Source organism: Mesorhizobium sp. WSM3879, assembly GCF_002294915.1.
Lineage (GTDB): Bacteria > Pseudomonadota > Alphaproteobacteria > Rhizobiales > Rhizobiaceae > Mesorhizobium.
This window is the reverse complement of sequence record NZ_NSFZ01000001.1, coordinates 339,388-359,518: the sequence shown is the minus strand read 5'-3', so window position 1 is coordinate 359,518 and position 20,131 is coordinate 339,388. Positions and strand designations below refer to the sequence as shown.

General features: G+C 63.6%; 20 protein-coding genes. 13 read left to right on the top strand and 7 right to left on the bottom strand.

What is annotated here, in order from left to right; genetic code table 11:
• Nucleotides 1–63: 63 nt before the first annotated feature.
• Genes CK218_RS01730 through CK218_RS01715 form a run of 4 tightly spaced genes read right to left on the bottom strand, consistent with a single transcriptional unit; the run spans nt 64 to nt 3,621 of the window.
• Nucleotides 64–723: a hypothetical protein gene (locus tag CK218_RS01730; RefSeq protein WP_095826685.1), complete on the bottom strand. Its 660-nt coding sequence runs from the start codon at nt 721–723 to the stop codon at nt 64–66.
• Nucleotides 704–2,110, bottom strand: a complete 1,407-nt coding sequence (fliI, locus tag CK218_RS01725) for a flagellar protein export ATPase FliI (protein WP_095826684.1) — start codon at nt 2,108–2,110, stop codon at nt 704–706. The genes CK218_RS01730 and fliI overlap by 20 nt, the downstream gene beginning before the upstream one ends.
• Nucleotides 2,111–2,114: 4 nt before the next feature.
• The gene (gene flgF, locus CK218_RS01720) at nt 2,115–2,837 is read right to left on the bottom strand and encodes a flagellar basal-body rod protein FlgF (protein ID WP_067002386.1); all 723 of its coding nucleotides are present in this window, start codon (nt 2,835–2,837) and stop codon (nt 2,115–2,117) included.
• A gap of 7 nt (nt 2,838–2,844) precedes the next feature.
• Nucleotides 2,845–3,621: a DUF1217 domain-containing protein gene (locus CK218_RS01715; RefSeq protein WP_095826683.1), complete on the bottom strand. Its 777-nt coding sequence runs from the start codon at nt 3,619–3,621 to the stop codon at nt 2,845–2,847.
• A 144-nt stretch (nt 3,622–3,765) separates the two neighbouring features.
• Here CK218_RS01715 and motA point away from each other — a divergent pair, with 144 nt between their 5' ends.
• The 6 genes from motA to CK218_RS01685 are packed head-to-tail and all read left to right on the top strand — an operon-like array spanning nt 3,766 to nt 8,649.
• The gene (gene motA / locus CK218_RS01710) at nt 3,766–4,641 is read left to right on the top strand and encodes a flagellar motor stator protein MotA (protein WP_095781161.1); all 876 of its coding nucleotides are present in this window, start codon (nt 3,766–3,768) and stop codon (nt 4,639–4,641) included.
• Between the two features lie 34 nt (nt 4,642–4,675).
• Nucleotides 4,676–5,608, top strand: a complete 933-nt coding sequence (locus tag CK218_RS01705) for a FliM/FliN family flagellar motor switch protein (protein WP_095826682.1) — start codon at nt 4,676–4,678, stop codon at nt 5,606–5,608.
• Between the two features lie 30 nt (nt 5,609–5,638).
• Entirely contained in the window at nt 5,639–6,025 is a 387-nt protein-coding gene (fliN, locus tag CK218_RS01700) for a flagellar motor switch protein FliN (RefSeq protein WP_095781163.1), read from the top strand.
• A gap of 43 nt (nt 6,026–6,068) precedes the next feature.
• The gene (locus CK218_RS01695) at nt 6,069–7,085 is read left to right on the top strand and encodes a flagellar motor switch protein FliG (RefSeq protein ID WP_095826681.1); all 1,017 of its coding nucleotides are present in this window, start codon (nt 6,069–6,071) and stop codon (nt 7,083–7,085) included.
• Between the two features lie 24 nt (nt 7,086–7,109).
• A complete protein-coding gene (gene flhB, locus CK218_RS01690; RefSeq protein ID WP_095826680.1) occupies nt 7,110–8,192 on the top strand; it encodes a flagellar biosynthesis protein FlhB in 1,083 nt (360 codons plus the stop codon).
• A gap of 19 nt (nt 8,193–8,211) precedes the next feature.
• Nucleotides 8,212–8,649, top strand: a complete 438-nt coding sequence (locus CK218_RS01685) for a hypothetical protein (RefSeq protein WP_067002370.1) — start codon at nt 8,212–8,214, stop codon at nt 8,647–8,649.
• A gap of 35 nt (nt 8,650–8,684) precedes the next feature.
• Here CK218_RS01685 and CK218_RS01680 read toward each other — a convergent pair whose 3' ends face one another.
• From CK218_RS01680 to CK218_RS01670, 3 genes are all read right to left on the bottom strand, one after another.
• Nucleotides 8,685–9,455: a helix-turn-helix transcriptional regulator gene (locus tag CK218_RS01680; protein ID WP_095826679.1), complete on the bottom strand. Its 771-nt coding sequence runs from the start codon at nt 9,453–9,455 to the stop codon at nt 8,685–8,687.
• A complete protein-coding gene (locus CK218_RS01675; RefSeq protein ID WP_095826856.1) occupies nt 9,452–10,162 on the bottom strand; it encodes a helix-turn-helix transcriptional regulator in 711 nt (236 codons plus the stop codon). Before CK218_RS01675 ends, CK218_RS01680 begins: the two co-directional genes overlap by 4 nt.
• Before the next feature lie 428 nt (nt 10,163–10,590).
• Entirely contained in the window at nt 10,591–11,622 is a 1,032-nt protein-coding gene (locus CK218_RS01670; protein WP_095826678.1) for a histone deacetylase family protein, read from the bottom strand.
• Nucleotides 11,623–11,790: 168 nt separating this feature from the next.
• Between CK218_RS01670 and CK218_RS01665 the strand changes: the two genes are divergently transcribed.
• The 7 genes from CK218_RS01665 (at nt 11,791) to CK218_RS01635 (ending at nt 20,035) form a co-directional block, all read left to right on the top strand.
• A complete protein-coding gene (locus tag CK218_RS01665) occupies nt 11,791–13,449 on the top strand; it encodes an amidohydrolase (RefSeq protein WP_095826855.1) in 1,659 nt (552 codons plus the stop codon).
• A gap of 143 nt (nt 13,450–13,592) precedes the next feature.
• Nucleotides 13,593–14,693, top strand: a complete 1,101-nt coding sequence (locus CK218_RS01660; protein ID WP_095826677.1) for an ABC transporter ATP-binding protein — start codon at nt 13,593–13,595, stop codon at nt 14,691–14,693.
• 13 nt (nt 14,694–14,706) lie between these two features.
• Nucleotides 14,707–15,630, top strand: coding sequence for an ABC transporter permease (locus CK218_RS01655; protein WP_095823378.1), 924 nt, complete (start codon nt 14,707–14,709; stop codon nt 15,628–15,630).
• Nucleotides 15,623–16,426: an ABC transporter permease gene (locus CK218_RS01650; protein ID WP_095823377.1), complete on the top strand. Its 804-nt coding sequence runs from the start codon at nt 15,623–15,625 to the stop codon at nt 16,424–16,426. Before CK218_RS01655 ends, CK218_RS01650 begins: the two co-directional genes overlap by 8 nt.
• A 28-nt stretch (nt 16,427–16,454) precedes the next feature.
• Nucleotides 16,455–17,489: an extracellular solute-binding protein gene (locus tag CK218_RS01645; protein ID WP_095826676.1), complete on the top strand. Its 1,035-nt coding sequence runs from the start codon at nt 16,455–16,457 to the stop codon at nt 17,487–17,489.
• A gap of 140 nt (nt 17,490–17,629) precedes the next feature.
• A complete protein-coding gene (locus tag CK218_RS01640; protein ID WP_095826675.1) occupies nt 17,630–18,826 on the top strand; it encodes a serine hydrolase in 1,197 nt (398 codons plus the stop codon).
• A 30-nt stretch (nt 18,827–18,856) separates the two neighbouring features.
• Nucleotides 18,857–20,035, top strand: coding sequence for a serine hydrolase (locus CK218_RS01635; RefSeq protein ID WP_095826674.1), 1,179 nt, complete (start codon nt 18,857–18,859; stop codon nt 20,033–20,035).
• Nucleotides 20,036–20,131: the final 96 nt, after the last annotated feature.

Below are 20,131 nucleotides of genomic sequence, written 5' to 3'. Positions count from 1 at the left end.
GACTAGGCCGCCAGTCTTGCGCGGACCTTGCGCGGAGCGAGCCCGCGGCCCGTTACGAGGCCATCACCTGGAAAGCTGGATCACCTTGTTGGCATCGGTGACGATCACCCACTTGCCACCGCGCTGCTCGATCGCGGCGACGCGGCTGGAGTCCGGCAGGACGGAGCCGCGCTGGACGATCCACAGGCCGGTGTCGTCCTCGATCATCGCGCGGCCATTGGCGACATGCACCATCCTGAATTCCGCCGCGGCCGCAGGGAAGGGCTGGTCGCCAGGCGCCGGCGGGGGGTCGTCCTGCACCGTTCCGGTGGCCAGCAGGTCGATATCGGCGTTGGGAACGTCCTTGGCCGTCAGCGGTTCGCTGCGTTCGGCCGCAACGCCGCCGCCGTCGCGTCCCGAATTGCTGCCGCTGCCGCCGAACTTGATGGTCTGGACGCCGAACTGCTCCTGGTTGAAAAAGATATACCAGGGAAACAGCGCGCAGATCAGGCCGAGCGTGATGCCGAGCGCTGCGACGACGAAATCGCTGCGCCGGTCCGCTTTCCTGTTGGCCAGGCGGGGGAACTGGGCCGGCGGCGGCTGGGGCCACTCCACCTTTTTCGGGAACAGGCCGTTGATGAGCGAGTCGCGGCTGGCGTCGGCCTCCTCGGCGGCCCTCGCCTCGGCAATCATCTCACGCAGCATGCGCTCGGTCTGTTGCAGGTCAGTCTCCTTGATCGCCATTCTGCTTCCCCTTGAGATGGCGGGCGAGATCGGTGAACGGATCGGCCGATGCGCGGTCCCTCGGCGACTGCGTGAGCGCGTCGTAGATCAGCGGCACCTGGCGCACGGCGATGTCGAGCTCGGCGTCGGCGCCGCCCTGATAGGCGCCGAGCAGACGGATGTCGCGCGTGTCCTCGAAGCGCGCGATCATCGCTTTCAGCCTTGTCACCAGCATGCGCTGCTCCGCGCTCCAAGCCTTGTCGGCGAGACGTGAGATCGACGACAGCGGATTGACCGGCGGGTAGCGTCCCTGCTCGGCGATCGCGCGGTCGAGCACGACGTGGCCATCGAGGATGCCGCGCACCGAATCGGCCACCGGATCGTTGTGGTCGTCGCCGTCCACCAGCACCGAGATGATGGCGGTGATCGAGCCTTTGCCCTCGGCGCCTGGTCCGGCGCGCTCGAGCAGCTTCGGCAGATCGGTGAAGACCGATGCCGGGTAGCCGCGCGCGACCGGCGGCTCGCCGGTGCCCGTCGCCACCTCGCGCAGCGAATGGGCAAAGCGGGTAATCGAATCCAGCACCAGGAGCACGCGATGGCCCTGGTCGCGGAAATGCTCGGCCACACGCATGGCTGTGTCGGGCGCGCGCCGACGCATCATGGCGCTCTCGTCGCTGGTGGCGACGACCGCGACGGTCTTGGCCATGCTGTCGGGGCCGATCGTGTCCTCGAGGAATTCGCGCACCTCGCGGCCGCGCTCGCCGATCAGCGCCACGACCACCGTGTCGAAAGCCTCGGCGCCGGCGAGCATGGCAAGCAGCGTCGACTTGCCGACGCCGGAGCCGGCGAAAATGCCGAGCCGCTGGCCGAAGCAGAGCGGCGTGAAGATGTCGATCACCCGCACTCCGGTCAGGAAGCCGGTGTCGACCCGCTGCCGCGACATGGCGCCGGGCGTCAATGTGTCGGCGCTGCCGGCGGCATTCGGCCTGACCAGCGGCGGGCCGCCGTCGATGACGCGAGTCAAAGCGTCGATGGCGCGCCCGCGCCAGGAAACATCCGGCGCGACCGCGAGTGGGCCGCGCCGGAAAACGGTGTCGCCGATGCCGGCATCGGCGTGGTGCTCGAACGGCGCGACCACCACCTCGTCGCGGCCTATCCTGACGATCTCGCCGCGGCGCGTGCCGGTCTTGCCGCGCTGCTCGACGATGTCGCCGAGCCTGGCAATGTCCGAAAGGCCGCGCACCTTGTAGTGGGTGGGCGAGATCTCGACGACGCGGCCGCCGCGGCTGAGCAGCGTTTCCGGGTTGTCGAACCGCCGCCAGATGCGTTCCAGCGCGGCAAGCCGGTCCGTGGGACCGGCGCCTGCAAGCTTCTCGGGCGCGCGGAGCAGGGACGAGCCGTTCGCCATCCCGTTACTTGTCGCCGAGGGTCTTGATCGCATCGTCGGTGGACGAAGCACTCTGCCGGATCAGCGCAGCCGTATTCTCGAAGGCGCGCTGCACCTGGATCAGCCGGGTCATCTCCAGCACCGGATTGACGTTGGATTCCTCGAGAAACCCTTGAGCTACGCCGACATCGGAGCGGTCGGTGACCGGTTCCGGGGTCCGCGCGGGAACGATGCCCGAATTGCCGTAGCGGACGAAATTGGCGCCGGGGTCGAAATCGTAGAGGCCGATGGCGCCGACGAGCTGGTCGTTTTGGCGTAGCGAGCCATCGGCGCCGGCCTTGGGCGGACCGTTGCGCGGATCGAGCTGGATCGGTGCGCCGCCGCTGTCCAGCACCGGATAGCCTTCGATCGACATCAGCTCGCCGTTCTCGTTCATGGAGAAACGGCCGTCGCGGGTCATCACCGTGCCGGCCGGCGTCTCGATGGCGAACCAGGCGTCGCCTTGTATGGCGAAATCGAAAGGATTGCCGGTTTCGGTCAGCGACCCGTGCGCGCTGGAAAGATAGGTCTTGCCGGAGGATGCGAAGGATACCGACTTCGGCCCGGTGCCGGAGACCACGTCCTCGAATTTCACGCCGGTGGCGCGAAAGCCGATGGTCGAAGCGTTGGCGACGTTGTCGGCGATGGTGTCGAGACGGCGTTCGAGCGCAATCTGCGAGGAGAGGGCGACGTAGAGACTGTCCTGCATGGTGTTCTCAGAACTTCAGCTTCTGCATGGCCATCATCAGATCGGTCGAGATGCCGACCGTGGTCGGTTGCGCGAACAGCACGCTGACCGAGGTCACGGCAGTGGTCGTCGGATTGTTGATCTCCCACAGGCTGGTGAAGCGGGTAAGGAACGTGTTCAGCTTATCGGGATCCTTGAAGTCGGCGATATCGAGCTTCTGCTCGAACATCTGCGCCTGCTTGTCGATGTCGGCGGACGCGATGGAGTCGGGCAGGCCGAGAGCGGTGCGCACCACGCTCGAAAGGGCCGTGTCGGCGAGCACGTCATACCAGCTGTTGATGTCAGGCGCCTTACGCTGGAAATAGAGCGCCAGCCGCACGCCCTGATTGGTCTCGCCGGCATTCTCCTCCAGCGTCTGGCGCATGTATTTGTCGACCGCGCCTTGCTGGGCGGAAGAATAGAGCGTGGCGGTCGAGCCGTAAGCCGCAAAGTTGAACGCTTTGACGAAGTCGGCGTAACGCTTGTCGCTCAGCTTGTTGGCGAAGCTGTCGGAGTCGGACACGCCTTCCTTGAGCGCCTTGACCATGAAGGCCTTGGCATAGGCCATGTCTTCCAGCCCGTACGCCTTCATCGCGTAGTTGAACAGCCGAGTGTTATTGACGAAATCGTCGATGCTTTTGACGTTGCCGATATTGGCCAAATAGTAGTCGGTCTCACGCTTGACGACGGGCTGCGACTCGACCTGGTCGATTGCCTTTGGGATGTCCTTGGCGATGAGCTGATAGCTCGTATAGGTGTTCAACATCTGCGCCTCCGGCCGAAGCTTTCCGGTGACGATAGCGATGCTTCCTTGTGCGAGGCTGAATCGGTTTCCGCATCGCGATTCAAGCCTCACACAAGGCACGAGGACTATCCCTGATCCCCGACGTGACATGCGGAAGGACCTGTCGTGGGTATTCTGATCGGACTTGTGGTGACGCTTGGCTGCGTGCTCGGTGGCTTCATGGCCATGGGTGGGCATCTGCATGTGCTGATCCAGCCTTGGGAAGCGGTGGTCATCTGCGGCGCAGCGCTCGGCACTTTCCTCGTCGCCAACCCGATGAAGACGGTCAAGGACACCGGCAAGGGCATTCTCGAGGCCTTCAAGCAGGCCGTGCCGAAGGAGCGCGACTATCTCGAAACGCTGGGCGTCCTGCACAGCCTGATGCGCGAGTTGCGATCGAAGTCGCGCAGCGAGGTCGAGGCGCATATCGACAATCCGGAAGAGTCGGCGATCTTCCAGGCGTTCCCGACCGTGCTCAAGAACCACGACCTGACGCATTTCATCTGCGACTATTGCCGCATCATCATCATCGGCAATGCGCGCTCGCACGAGATCGAGGCGCTCATGGATGAGGAGATCCAGACGATCCGCACCGACAAGCTGAAGGCCTATCACGCGATGGTCGCGGTCGGCGACGGCCTGCCGGCGCTCGGCATCGTCGCGGCCGTGCTCGGCGTTGTGAAGGCGATGGGCGCGCTCGACCAATCGCCGGAAATTCTCGGCGGGCTGATCGGTGCTGCGCTCGTCGGAACCTTCCTTGGCATCTTCCTGTCCTATGCCGTGGTCGGTCCGGTCGCCACCAAGATCAAGACGGTGCGCGAGAAGAAGAACCGCCTCTACATCATCGTCAAGCAGACGCTGCTCGCTTACATGAACGGCGCCTTGCCGCAGGTCGCGATCGAGTTCGGCCGCAAGACCATCTCGTCCTATGAGCGTCCTACTATCGATGCCGTCGAGCAGAGCACGATGAGCACCGGCACCGCCGAGAAGAAGGCGGCCTGAGCATGCAAAACTTCAGCCGGGGCCGTTTGGCGTCATGACCAGTCCGGCAAGTCCGTCGCAAACCCGGGCTCTCATCATCGAGCGTCTCGTCGGTGACAGCGGCGAGGCTGCGCAGGTGATCGGCGTCGGCCGCGGCATGGCCGAGCGCTCGCTGCCGCTGCTGCAGAAAGCCCTTGGAGAGCTTGGCGCGCCGGTCACCGTCGACCTGCAAGCCGTCGAGGTGGGGCGTGTCCCCGATGCGCGTATGCGCGCCGGCGAAACCTTCGCCATGACTGTCGTTCCTTCGCCGACCTCGGCCGACGCCATGACGCTCGTCTTGGACGCGCCGGCGATCGCCGTCATGGTCCAGGCGCTGTTCGGCGGCGATCCGGACCAGCCGGTGGCGCCGATCGAGCGCGACCTGTCACAGATCGAGACCGACGTCGCCACCAACGTCTTCCAAGAGGTCGCGATGGCGCTGAACGGATCGGGCCGGCGTTCTCTCGAACTGCGCCAGCCTGTCCCGAGGGCGATGTCCGGCAACGAGGCGAAACGGCGCGTGCTGCGCGACGGGGCGGCGGTTCGCATCATCTATGGCATCTCGACGCCGACCGACACCGGCACGGTGACGGTGATGATCCCGCAGCGAATCCTTTTGGCGACCCGCGGCGCCACCGCCGATCACGGCGGCGACCAGACGACGGAATTCGACTGGCGAGCCCGCTTCTCGGAGGAAGTGATGCGCTCGGCCGTGCGGCTCGAGGCCACCATGCCGCTCGCCCGGCTGTCGCTTGGCGATCTCGCCGCCTTCCAGCCCGGACAGGTGATCGAGTTCGAGGAAGATGCGCAGCTGCAGGCAAAGCTCAGCGCGCGCGACAAGACGCTGTTTGTCTGCGAGTTCGGCAAGCTCGGACAGAACTACACGGTCCGCATCCGGCATCCCCACGATGGCGGGCAGGATTTCATCGACGGATTGGTGCCGGGCTGAGGCCTGGCTTGGGATTATAGGAGACGAGGCATGGCAAAGACCAACTTGGAAGCCGAACCCGAAGCCGACCAGCCGGACGAGCAGCTCGACCGCGCCATCGAGGAATTGCGCGGCGTGCTGCGGGAGGAGGAGAACCGCCCCGAAGCCGCCCTGCAGGCCGGCGCCAATTCCTCGATCATCATGACGATCCCGGTCGATGTGCAGATCATTCTGGGCAGCACCGAAATGCCGGTCTCGGAGCTGATGGCGCTGCAGAAGGGCTCGACGGTAGCGCTCAACCGCCGCATAGGCGAGCCGGTCGACGTGGTGGTCAACGGCCGCAGAATCGCGCGCGGCGAGATCACGGTTCTGGAACACGATCCGACGCGCTTCGGCATCAGGCTTACCGAAATCAACGCTGCTACCAAGAGCGCCTGAGCATGGACGGCGAGAGCATTCACCGGCAGCGGAGCCAGGCCCAATGACGTCGTTGACGCTGACGCGCCCGCAAAAGGCCGCCGCCATCCTGGTGGCGATGGGCAAGCCCTCGGCCAGCCGGCTGCTCAAATTCTTCAAGCAGGAGGAGCTGAAGGCGTTGATCGAGGGCGCGCGGCTGCTGCGAACCATTCCGCAAACCGATCTGGAGCGCATCGTTGCGGAATTCGAGGCCGAGTTCACCGAGGGCGCAGGCCTGCTGGATTCGGCGGACCGGATGGACACGATCCTCAACGAATCGCTGTCGCCGGAGGAAATGAGCGCCATCATGGGCGAGAAGAAGTTCGAGCCCGCTCCTGAGGGACCGCCGCCGATCTGGCCGGATCTGGAAAAGCTCGAGCCGACGCGCCTGGGCACCTTCCTCGCCGGCGAACACCCGCAAACGTCCGCCATGGTGCTGTCGAAGCTTGCGCCGCAGACCGCGGCCAATGTGCTGCTGACGATGGAAAAGCCGATACGCAGCCAGATCATCAAGCGCATGGTGACGATGGCCAACATTCCGGAAGCGGCAGCCAGGATCGTCGAGAACCAGTTGCGCGCCAGCGTGCTTTCGCAAAAAGCGACTAGGGACACGTCGGTCGGCCAGGAGCGCGTCGCCAGCGTGCTCAACGAGATGGCCAAGCCCGAGCTCGACGAACTCATGCAGGACCTGGAGGAAGCCGGCACGCCGGATCTGGCCGGGATCAGGTCGCGGCTGTTTGCCTTCGACGACTTGCCGCTGCTCGCCCAGAAGGCGCGCGTGCTTCTGTTCGACGGACTGTCGACGGAGCTCGTCACACTGGCTTTGCGCGGCGCGCCGGCGGAGCTTATCGAATCCGTGCTGTCGGCGATCGGCGCACGCTCGCGCCGCATGATCGAATCCGAGCTCGGACAGGGATCGGAAGGTATCGCGCTGGCCGACATCATGGCGGCGCGAAAGACGATCGCCGTGGCGACCATTCGTCTCTCGCGGCAGGGAGCATTCGAGCTTCCCTCGATGCAGACCACGGCCGAAGCCGCCTGACGACAGCAATGCGGTCAGGGCATCATGGCTGAGGCGGTCGACAAGGATTCCAAAACCGAGGAAGCCACAGAAAAGAAGATCCGCGACACGATCGAGCAGGGCAAGCTGCCTCACTCGCGCGAGACGGCGATCTTTGCTTCCTTCCTCGCCATACTGGTGTTCAGCGTCTTTTACGCCAAGGACGCCATCGTCAATCTCGGCATGTTCCTCGCCATGTTCCTGGAAAAGCCGGAAGCTTGGCCGATGGACACCGAGACCGACGTCATCGAGCTCTACAAGACCGTGCTGTTCGAAATCGGTCGAGCCGTCGTCAGCCTGCTGGTGCTGCTGGTGGTCGCCGGCGTCGGCGCTTCGGTGTTCCAGAACATCCCGCAATTCGTCGGCGAACGGATCCGGCCGCAGCTGTCGCGCATTTCGATCGCCAAGGGCTGGAGCCGCCTGTTCGGCGTGCAGGGCTTTGTCGAATTCGCCAAGTCGCTGGCCAAGCTTGCCTTCGCCATCGCCGTGCTGGCCTTCACGCTGTCGGAAGATCACCGCAGGCTGCTCGCCGGCATGATCACCAACCCGGTGTCGTTCGGCATGGTCATCCGCGGCATCTTCGTCGACATATTGGTGGCGATCGTGTTCGTCATGGGGGTGATCGCGGTCGCCGACATCGTCTGGTCGCGCTTCCACTGGCGGCGTGACCTGCGCATGACCAAGCAGGAAGTGAAAGACGAGCTGAAGCAGTCGGAAGGCGATCCGATCGTGAAGTCGCGCCTGCGCTCGCTGGCGCGTGACCGGGCGCGGCGGCGCATGATGACGGCGGTGCCGCGCGCGACGCTCGTCATCGCCAATCCGACGCACTATTCCATCGCGCTGAAATATGTGCGCGAAGAGGACTCCGCTCCGCTGGTGCTCGCCAAGGGCCAGGATCTGGTGGCGCTGAAAATCCGCGAGATCGCGAGAGAGAACAACATCCCGATCTTCGAGGACGTGGCGCTTGCCCGCTCCATGTACAAGCAAGTTTCAGTTGATAGCGTGATCCCGTCGCAATTCTACCAGGCGGTCGCCGAATTGGTGCGGATCGTCTACTCGAAGAAGGCCGAGCGAAAAGTAACCCAATGATCGGACGCTGTTTCTATCCATGAACCGGCAACCACACGCCAATTCACGCGAGCAGATCGTCGCCAATGCCATCCAGGACGTGGTGGGCGAGCTGCGCCTGATCGAGGTCGCTGACTATATCGCCTTCATCCGGCTGGAGCATTTCGCCTGCCTGTCGGACCTGGTGGACTCGGCTGCGGAGCTCTATTTCCAGCCGGGCACGCTCAGGCTCGGTCATGGCGGCGAAGCGCATGTCGACTGGAGCGGCAGCCCGCGCATCGTGCTCGATCTCGAGCTTCGGCCGCGCGGCGTAACCGTCTATTTCCAGCTGATGCTGACCGGGCAGGGCACGTCCGTGATCGTCAATTACGTCTCTTTCGAGAAGCCGGGCGAGACGCCGGAGCACAACACCGCCCTGCTCGAGGACGCGATCGACGAGGCGCGCATCCGGAGGACCGAGCCGCTCGCTTTTCCCTGACGATGTTTCAGGTCTCGGCGCCTGGCCTGGGCGAGCTACTCGATCAGACCAAGCCGCAGCGCCTTCGCGACCGCCTGGTTGCGGTTGACAGCGTTGAGCTTCTGCGTCGACTGGGTGAGATACTGGTTGGCGGTGTGCACCGACAGTTTCAGGAGCTTCGCGATCTCCTCGCTGGTGTTGCCGTTGGCGGTCAGCTTCAGGCATTCGAGTTCGCGCTTGGAAATGGCGCGAGTCCTGCCGGTTTCGCTTGGACGGATGCGGGCGACCGACGCAAACAGGGCAAAGCAGCGCGCGTGGATTTCACATAGCGTGTCGTCCGAAAGGGTCATGTCCGGCCCCAGGAAGACGAGTAGCCCGCACTGGCCGCGCTCCGCATGCACCGGAAAGGCGATGCCGTCGGTGCCGGGCGCCAGCGGCGCGGTCGGTTCGGACCATGCCAGGCTCTGCAACCTCTGCTGCGAAACGGCCATGCCGCTGTCGGCCCACCAGCGCGGCGTCGTCGAGATGCGGCTGTGGCGCACCATTTCCTCGCCGCTGGCGCCCGAGATGAATTTGGTGGTGAGGCCGGTCGACGGATAATCGGAATCGAAGCAGGCGACCAAGCGCGCTCGCTCCAGCGAGGGGCTGACGAAGAACAATCCGAAACCGGAGGCGTTGATGTCGACGGCGATCCAGCGGCAGCGGCGCACGGCGTCCGGAATGGTCACCGCGTGATGCGTCTCCGATCCGAGCGAGAAGGTGCCGAACGGATTGCGCTGCTCGTTGAAAAGGGCGGCAGCGGCCTCTTTGATCTGTGCGTGCTTCAAATGATGCCGCTCCTGATCGCGGTCGCAATCGCCATCGCCCGGTTCGAGGCCGCGAATTTCTGGATGGCATGCGTGATGTAGCTGTTGACGGTGTTCGACGAGACGCCAAGGATGAGGGCCACCTCGTCGGTGGTCTTGCCCTCCGATACCCAGAACAGGCATTCGCGCTCGCGGTCCGACAGCGGATCCTGCATGGATGCCGCGGCGATCAATTGCGGGATGCTGGATAGCGCGTAGCAGCATTTCAGCTGCGCCTTCATCAGGGCCGTAAGGTCGATCTTGCCGGGCTCGGCGGCGGAAAACAGCACGAACAGACGCTGGCGGCCGACATTGAGCCTGAGCGAATAGATCTCGGCGTGGCCGAGCACATCGAGCAGACGCGCTTCCTCGCCGCTCAGTAGCGCGCCCGCGTCGGGCGCATGCGCCGCGACCAATGGCTTGGGGCGCACGCCCGGCGCTGCCGTCAGCGGGCCGAGCGCGAGATTGGCAATCAGCCGCTTGCCGATCAACTCGATGGCGTCGAAAATCCAGTTCGACGACACGATACGCGCGTCGTTTCGATCCTGATCGTGCACCATGGCGACCAACATATAGCTGTCGGCGCCGATATCGGCTGAAAGCTGCATAAAGAAACTGGTGAGATCGCCGCGCGACGCCAGGCGCGAGCCTGAAGCGTCGGATTGAAAAAGCGCGGCGGGACTGCTCATTTTGATATTCTGACCGGAATCGATCCTTGCGCCCGGTGCTGGCATTGGCCAGCGCTCGGACCCGAAACGCGTCACGTTTACGAAGACACACTCACGGGCGCGCACAGCGCCCAACCGAGCCGAATCCTTACAGGGAACGCGAAGCCGTCCGCGTCTGGTGCCGGCAGGACGCCGGAACTTGAGACTTTGGGTGGTCGCCGCGCCCCCCGTGGACCGGCTGATTCGGGTCTAATCTACCCGCAGATGAATCCGACATCAAACGCGATTTGACAAAATCGAATCCGCTGGACTCGTGTTGCGACTCAGCTGCTGCTCATCGCGTTGCTTGGGGGTGGCTTCAGAGCTGCATCGAGCCGATGATTTCCCGGTGAAATCGAAAAGATAGCGCTCCGTTGCAGGTGGAGCGCGTCCTTTTGATCAGATATGGCTCAGCGGTCCTCGAAGCCGGTCAGCACGCCGACGGCGTTGATGCCGATTTCCTCAACCGCGTAGCCGCCTTCCATGACGAACAGCGTCGGCAGGCCGAGCTTGGCGATGCGCCGGCCGATCTTGGGATAGTCTTCGCTCTTCAGCTTGAACTGGCTGATCGGATCCTTCTCGAAGGTGTCGACGCCGAGCGAGACCACGACCACGTCCGGCGCATAGGCGGCAAGCTTGGTGCAGGCGTCTTCCAGCGCCGCGTTCCAGCCGCCCCAGTCGGTGCCGAAGGGCATCGGGTAGTTGACGTTGAAGCCTTCGCCTTCATCCTCGCCGCGCTCGTCGGCATGGCCGAGGAAGAAGGGGTACTCGACCATCGGATCGCCATGCAGGTTGAGCACCTGGACGTCGCCGCGGCGATAGAAAATCTCCTGCGTGCCATTGCCGTGGTGGTAATCGACATCGAGGATCGAGACACGGCTTGCGCCCTGGTCGCGGAACCATTGCGCGACGACGGCGGCGTTGTTGATGAAGCAGTAGCCGCCCATGAAGGCAGCGCCGGCATGGTGGCCGGGCGGGCGGCAGAGCGCGAAGGCGGTCCGCTCGCCGCCCTTGACCAGGGCGGCCGCCGTCAGCGCGACGTCATAGGATGACTTGATCGCCTTCCATGTGCCTTCGACGAAGGTGGCGCCGGCATCGAAGGAATAATAGCCGAGCAGGGCGTCGATGCGCTTCGGCGGGACATCGCCGCGCAGGCCGCGCGTCGGCCAGGTGAAGCCCATCGCCGAGCCCTTGAAGCCGGCGGCAACCCATTCCGGCCAAACCGTCGGCAGGAAATCGATGTAGTGCGCTTCATGCACGCGCTTGGCGGCGGCAAGGGCGTGCTCGGCCGGCTCGATGATCGGCCCCAGCTTCTCGCTTTCCACCCTTGCCTTGATGAATTCGGCCCGCGAGGGCTTCTCGAAACCCGGCACGATCGCCGAGGTGACCAGTTCCATCTGGCCGGCGTGACCGGCGTGAAGCGGCGAAAAAACTGTCTTCATTTTGGGAGTTGGCTCGCTGTTCGAGTTCTGGTTACCGGGCCTCAAACAGCTTTGTGGCAGAGAGTTCCGGCGCCGCCAAGGGGCATTTCAATTTGTCGTTCGGGCCAGCATGGGACGGCTTGCCAGGCGCCAATACTCTGCTAGCCTAGGCACAAATGGGAGAAAATGATGCCGCAAACGGCCGATCTTATCGTCGAGAACGCCAGCATATTGACGATGGATCCGGATACCCCCGCCGCCCAGGCCATTGCCATCAAAGGTGATAAGATTATTGCGATCGCAGATCGCGATAGCGTCCGCGACTGCAAAGGCCCTGCCACTCGTGTCGTCGATGCTCAGGGCGGCTCCGTCCTGCCGGGCTTCATCGAAGCGCACATGCATTTGTTCGGCGGCGCGGCCGAGCTCGACAATCTGCATCTGACAGGCGTGCAGGGCTTCGACGCGCTTCGCGACGCGATCCAGGGCTTTGCGGCGAAGCGTCCGAAAGCTGGGCTGCTGATCGGCGCCGGTGTAGACTATGCGATCCTGCCCGAGCCGGTGACCCGCCATCACCTCGACCGCATCATTCCCGACCGGCCCTTCGCCATGTCGGCCTCCGACCATCACACGATGTGGGCGAACACCAAGGCGCTGGAAGAGGCCGGCCTGCTGCATGGCAAGCAGGTGGGACCAGGCAACGAAATCGTCATGGGCGCGGACGGGCTTGCCGCCGGCGAGTTGCGCGAAGGCGAGGCGTTCGGTCCCGTGCTCGATCATTTCGGCGCGAACCGGACACGGCTCGGCCTCGAAGGTGCGGAGCCGGATCCCTATCCGTCGGCAGCGGAGCTTGCCGCCGACCGCGACCTCATGCACCGCGGGCTTGAGTGGTGCGCAAAGCACGGCATCACCTCGATCCAGAACATGGACGGCAACCTCTACCAGCTCGAACTGCTCGCCGGGCTGCAAGAGGAAGGACGGCTCATCTGCCGCACCAAGATCCCGTTCCACTTCAAGAATTTCATGAAGCTGGACATGCTGGAAAAAGCCTCGCGCATGGCGGCGGCGTACAATTCCGAGTGGCTGTCGTCCGGCATGGTCAAGGTCTTCTATGACGGGGTGCTGGATTCCTGGACCGCGGTGATGGTCGACGATTATGCCGACCGTCCGGGCTGGCGCGGCGAGCCGCTTTTTTCCCCCGAGCATTTCGCCGAGGTTGCGGTCGAAGCCGACAGGCGCGGCCTGCAGATCGCCGTTCATTCGATCGGAGACGGAGCGGTGCGCGCCGTGCTCGACGGTTACCAGGCGGCAGCGAAGAAAAACGGCAGGCGCGACAGCCGGCACCGCATCGAGCACATCGAAGTGATCACCCCGTCCGATGTGCCGCGTTTCGCCGAGCTCGGCGTGCTCGCCTCGATGCAGCCGCCGCATCCGCCGGGCGCGATGAATTTCCCGCTGGAGCCGACGATCTCGCGCATCGGCCGCGATAAGTGGCCGCTGAGCTATGCCTGGCGCACCTTGAAGAATGCCGGCGCGCGGGTCGTCTTCGCATCCGACTGGCCGGTCTCGCCGGTTGACCCGATCCTGGGCATCCAGGCGGCGGTCTTGCGCAAACCTTGGGCAGAAGGCCTGCCGGACCAGAGCTTCTCGCTGCATGAAGCGATTGCCGGCTACACGGTCGAAGGCGCCTATGCCGAGTTCATGGAACACCGCAAGGGGCGCCTGAAGCCCGGATACCTCGCCGATATCGTGCTTTTGTCGGCCGATATCGAGAAGACGGCGCCGGAGGCGCTGCACACCGTGCGGCCGGTTACCACCATCTGTGGCGGCAAGATCACTTTCCAAGCTTAGGATTGTCCAGGCCTGAGGCTGGCATGGGTATTGCGTTAAAAAAACGAGTAGCAGCTCCGCAGTTGCCAAGCCGGCCGGCTTATGGTGACAATCAAACAGGAACGCACCTGCCGCCAAGAGCAGGCTCTCTCAATGGGGTAATCGTGCCGGAACAACCGGGTAAGAACGCGATCGAAGTTCGCGGCGTACGCAAAGTTTTTGGAACCGGTGAAAACCAGGTAGCGGCTCTCGACACGGTGTCCGTCTCGATCCGCGAGAACGAGTTTTTCACGCTGCTCGGCCCGTCCGGATGCGGAAAGACGACGCTTTTGAGACTGATTGCCGGCTTCGATTTCCCAAGCGCCGGCGAAATCCTGCTGCACGGCCATGACATCGCGCCGCTGCCGCCATTCAAGCGACCCGTCAACACCGTCTTCCAGAGCTACGCGCTCTTCCCGCACATGACGGTGGCGCAGAACATCGGCTTCGGGCTGGAGATGATCGGCAAGCCCAAGGGCGAAATCGAGGCACGGGTCGCTCAGATGCTGAAACTGGTCAAGATGGAGGCGCTCAAGGCGCGCCGCACCAGCCAGATATCGGGCGGCCAGCAGCAGCGCGTGGCGCTCGCCCGGGCGCTCGCGCCACAGCCGAAGGTGCTCTTGCTCGACGAGCCGCTCTCGGCGCTCGACTACAAGCTGCGCAAGGAGATGCAGATCGAACTGAAGCGTCTGCAGCACGAGACCGGCATCACCTTCATCTTCGTCACCCACGACCAGGAAGAAGCGCTGACCATGTCCGACCGGATCGCCGTGATGTCGGCCGGCAAGATCCTCCAGGTCGGCACGCCGCGCGACATCTACGACAAGCCGGCGGAACGCTTCGTCGCCGATTTCATCGGCGAGAGCAATTTCCTCAAGGGCGAAGTGAAAAGCGTGGCCGATGGGCGCGCCACCGTCAGGCTCTCGTCCGGCGCGGAAATCCCGGCATCGCTGCCGGAAGGTTTCACGCCGTCGGTTGGCGTTACGCTGGTGGTGCGGCCGGAGCACGCTCAGATCGGTCCGGCGGACGCCAACGCTTCGCTCAGGGGCACGGTCGAGAACGTCGTCTATCTCGGCACTGACACGCATTTCCATCTCAAGCTCGACGACGGCAGTGCCTTTATCGTGCGGCGGCAGAACAGCCGCGGAGGCGGCGAAGCGCTGGCGCCGGGCAGCCGCGCGGGCGTCGCGATTGGCGCGAATGCCGCTCAAGCGCTGAAGGACTAGAGGACTTCTATTCATGGCCAACGCCGAGGAAATTGCTCGCGCCGCCGACGCTAGGGACATACGCGACCGCTGGCTGCTCTCGGCGCCGGCGCTCGTCATCATCCTCCTGGCCGCCATCGGGCCGCTTTTCGTCATGTTGGCCTATTCCTTCATGCTGAAGGGCGACTATGGCGACGTGCAGGTCGGCACGTTCTCGCTGGACGGATGGACATCGGTCCTGTTCCAGCGTGACATCTTCGACGACACGCTGGGTCTGGCGGACGCGCATCTGACCATCTTCTGGCGTTCGATAAGCCTGTCGTTCTACACCACCGTGCTGACGTTGCTCTTCGGCTTTCCTACGGCCTATTTCATCGCCACGCGACCGCCGAAGACGCGCGAGGTTTGGGTTTTCCTCGTCACCATTCCGTTCTGGACGAACCTCCTGATCCGCACCTTCGCCATGCAGCAGGTGATCCGCAACGAAGGGCTGGTCAACACGGCCTTGATGGCGCTCGGCATCATCAAGCAACCGCTGCAGATCATGAATACCGACGCCGCCATCCTGCTCGGCATGATCTATATCTACCTCCCTCTGATGGTGCTGCCGATCTACGCCTCGATGGAGAAGCTCGACTTCAGGCTGGTCGAGGCCGGATATGACCTCTACGCGGGTCGCTGGCAGGTCCTGCGCCGCATCATCTTCCCGCTGATCAAGCCCGGCGTCATCGCCGGCTCGATACTGGTCTTCATTCCCTCGCTCGGGGCCTATGTCATTCCGCGGGTGCTGGGCGGCGGCAAGAACATGATGCTCGGCAACCTGATCGAACTGCAGTTCGGCGCGGGTCGTAACTGGCCTCTGGGCGCGGCCATTTCGATTACGCTCATGGTGCTGGTGATGATCGCGCTCCTGTTCTACGTGCGCAACGCATCCCGTTCGGAGGGTGTCCATGGCTAAGCGTCCGTTCGACATCCAGGCGCAGCCCGGCTTCGGCTTCATGGCGCTTCTGACCTTCTTCGCGCTCTATCTGCCGATCGCGGCGCTCGTCGCCTATTCGTTCAACGCGGCGGATTCGCTTTCGCGCTGGGATGGCGTCTCACTACGCTGGTTTATTTCGGCCTGGCACAATTCGGCCGTGCAGGATGCCTCCGTCCGCTCGCTCGTGCTGGCGGTCTCGGCCGCCGCGCTGTCGACGATCGCCGCCACCATGGCTGCGCTGGCCACGACCCGCACGCGGCCCTATCCCGGCCTCACCTTCAAGTACGCCTTCATCAACCAGCCGCTGATGGTGCCGGAGATAGTCACCGGCGTCGCGCTCCTGATCGTGTTCTCGCGCATCAAGGTCTGGACCGGTTACTCAGGGCTCGGCTACCTGATCGCCGCGCACACCGCCTTCTGCATCCCGTTCGCCTACCTGCCGATCCGGGCGCGGCTGGAGAGCATGGACCTGACGCTAGAGCGCGCAGCCGCTGACCTATACGCCACGCCTTGGAAAGCCTTCCGCTTTGTGACGCTGCCGCTCTTGAGGCCGGCCATCATCGCGGGCTTCATGCTCGCCTTCGTCATTTCGCTGGACGACGTGGTCATCACCGAATTCGTAAAGTCCGGCGGGCAGGATACGCTGCCCACCTACATGCTCGGCCAGTTGCGGCGCGAAACGAGCCCGGAAATCAATGCGATCGCCACGCTATTCCTGGCGCTGTCGGTGGTGCTCGTAACTGCGTTCTACTTCGTCAATCGGCGCAAGCCATGACTAACGATTGCCAAACGGGAGAATAGCAATGAAATGGAAGATAACGGCCGCTACGGCGGTATTCGCATTGTTCGCTTTTGCGGGCAGTGCGTATGCGGAAGGCGAACTCAACATCTTCAATTGGGGCGACTACACCAGCCCCGAGATGATCAAGAAGTTCGAGGATGCCTACAAGGTCAAGGTGACGATCACCGACTACGACTCCAACGACACCGCGCTAGCAAAGGTACGCGCCGGTGGTCACGGCTTCGACATTGTGGTGCCGTCGGCCAACTACGTGCCGATCTGGGTGAAGGAAGGGCTTCTGCTCGAGGCCCGGCCCGACCAGATGGAGAACTTCAAGAATGTCGACGAGCGCTGGGTGAACGTTCCCTGGGACCCGGGCCGTCACTATACGGTTCCGTGGCAGTGGGGCCTGACCGGTATCGGCGTCAACACAAAGGTCTATAGCGGCGACATCAACACCTCGACCATCTTCCTCGACCCGCCGAAGGAACTGGTCGGCAAGATCAACGTCGCGCCGGAAATGAACGACGTTCTGTTCGCCACCATCAAGTATCTGGGCGGCGACTGGTGCACGGACGACAAGGAACTGCTCAAGAAAGTGCGCGACAAGCTAGTGGAGGCCAAGCCGAAATGGCTGGCCATGGATTACAGCGTGACCGAGAAGCTACCGGCCGGCGACTACTCGGCCGTGTACTACTGGAACGGCGCCATCATGCGCTCGCGCATCAAGAACCCCGACATCAAGTTCGGCTACCCGAAGGAGGGCTTCCCCTTTTTCATGGATAGTGTTGCCATCCTGAAGGATGCAAAAAATGTCGAGAACGCCAAGTTGTTCATGAACTTCATCATGGATCCCGAGAACGCCGCCATGATCTCCGCCTTCGCCAAATATGCCAATGGTATCAAGGGTTCGAAGGCGTTCATGCCAGCCGACATGAAGGATGCGCCCGAACTGGTGGTACCGCCGGAACTGGAGAAAGCGGGCGAGTTCCTCACCCCCTGCTCGCCCGAGGTGCAGCAACTCTACACGCGCATCTGGACGGACGTTCAGAAATAGCGGCACTCCGCCTTCTTCCCGCGCGAACGGGAGGAAGGCGGAGCCACTCGAAAGGCCCATTCGGGGGCTTATCGCCCGCCGTGCAGACCGCTCCTCATCCAAGTGAGTGGAAGACGGCAGGCGGCGATAGGGAAATTCTCATGACATCTTACCGCAACTCCGATCCGCGGCCACCGATCATGCAGGGCTCGCCACCGGCCATGGCTCTGCCGAAGCTCGACTGGGATCGGCGACCGTGGAACCGCTGGGCCTTCCAGCACGTGCGTGAGTTTTTGCCGACCGTCGAGGTCTGGCGCGGCCAAGGTCATCGCCGTCGGCTCGAGCGCGCCGAGGTCGATCTCGACGACCTGGCCGTGGCGGATAGCGAGGGCCGTCCGACAACGCTCGCCGGCCTGCTCGATGAGACCTACACGGACGGTTTGCTGGTGTTGAAGGACGGCACGGTCGCCTATGAGCGCTACTTCAACGGCATGGACGAACGCACGCTGCATCTGTCGCAGTCGATGGCAAAGTCGGTCACCGGATCGGTGTTCGGCATCCTGGTCGGGCGCGGCCTGATCGACCCGGCCAGGCTGGTGACGGATTATCTTCCGGAGCTCGGCGAGACCGCCTGGACCGGGGCCACCGTGCAGCAAGTGCTCGACATGACGACCGGCGTTCGCTTCTCGGAAGAGTACACCGATCGCTATTCCGAGATCGGCCAGGTCGATGTCGCCACCGGCTGGAAGCCGATCCCGCCGGGCAGCGATCCTGATTTCCGGTGGCCCGCGCATCTGTTCGAGCTGATCCTGCGGCTGAAGGACAAGGTGCGCGAACATGGCGAGGCCTTCGAGTACCGCTCGATCGAGACCGATGTGCTTGCCTTCATCATGGAGCGGGTGAGCGGCAAGCGCCTGGCGCAGCTGGTCTCGGAAGAACTCTGGCAAAAGCTCGGCGCCGACGAGAGCGCCTGTTTCACAGTCGACAGCGCCGGCTATGCGCTGGCCGATGGCGGCTTCAACGCGACGCTGCGCGATTATGGCCGCTTCGGCCAGTTGATCCTCGACAATGGCGGCGGGGTCATCCCTGCCGAGTGGATCGAGGCGACGCGCAGCGGCAAGCACGGACCGGACTTCAGCCCGAGCCTTCCGGACGGCAGCTACCGCAACCAGTTCTGGATCGAGGATCCACGCTCTCGCGCACTGATGTGCAAGGGCGTGTTCGGCCAGATGATCCATATCAGCTGGGAGCACAGGATGGTCGTCGTGAAGCTTTCGACCTATCCGGATTTCCTCAACGCCGCCTATTCGGTGGCGACGCTTAAGGCCGTGCACGCCATAGCCGCCGCGCTAGGCTGAAAGTCAGAGATAGACGACCGGGAGACAATCGTGACCGGCAACACCGCGTTCGAGACCAGATACGGCTTTTCCCGCAAGGATGTGCGGCTCGACAATTGGCGGCTGAGGCCGTTCAGCCAATGGTCGTTCCAGAATGTCGGCGAACTGGTGCCGAGCGTCCACGTTGCCGCCGCGCCCGGCGGCGAGGAAGAGGTGAAATCGCTCGGCGCGCTGCTCGAGGAGAAAGTCACCTTGGCCGGCGGCGCCGAAACAGTCGAAGCATTCCTGAAGCGCTCCGACACTGACGGGCTGACGATCCTGAAGGGCGGCAGGCTGGTCGGCGATTGGTCGGCCCCGCATATGGCGTTCGGTCAGCGCCACATCATCTTTTCGATCAGCAAGTCGATGACGGCGATCCTCGCCGGCATCCTGCAAGGCGAGGGGGTGTTCGACCCGGAAGCGCCGGTGACAGAATACATCCCCGAAGCCAAGGGCTCGGCCTATGGCGATGCGAGCGTGCGCAATGTGCTCGACATGACGGTCAGCCTCGACTTCGAGGAGGCCTATCTCGATCCGGAAAGCGCCTTCGCCCGCTATCGCCGCGCGACACTGTGGAATCCAGGCGGCGGGTCGGAAAGCCTCGCTGCGTTTCTGTTGACGTTGCCGCGCCTCGCCGAGCCGCATGGGCAGACCTACCGTTATCGCTCACCCAATTCGGATATGCTGGGCATCCTGGTGGAGCGGGCATCCGGCAAACGTGTCAGCGACTTGCTCAGCGAGAAACTGTGGCTGCCGCTGGGCGCCGCGAGCGAGATGTCGGTGACGGTCGACATGGAAGGCACGGCGCGTACCGCCGGCGGCATGTCGATGACGCCGCGCGACCTTGCCCGTATCGGCGAAATGATGCGGCAGGGCGGCACGGCCAATGGCCGCCGCATCGTGCCGGAGGCCTGGGTGCGCGACACGGTTGCCAGCGGCGGCAGCCATGAAGCCTGGTGGCGCGGTACGATGGTGTTCCTCTTCCCCAAGGGCCGCTACCGCAACAAATGGTACCAGATGGGCACGCCAAGCGGCGCCTTCTGCGGCATCGGCATTCACGGCCAGTGGATCTACGTCAACCTGAGCGACGAGGTGGTCATCGCCAAGATGTCGTCGCAGCCAGAACCGGTCGACGATCAGCTTGATCTCGATGTCGTCGCCTTCTTCGAGGCCCTGAGCCGGATGGTTTGAGCCGTTCGGCTGGTCTTTCCTCGCAGCTCTTTCCTGTGGAGCTTTCCTGTCGGGTGGAGACAGCGCGGTTGGCGCAGCCGTCGTCCCGGCCTATTG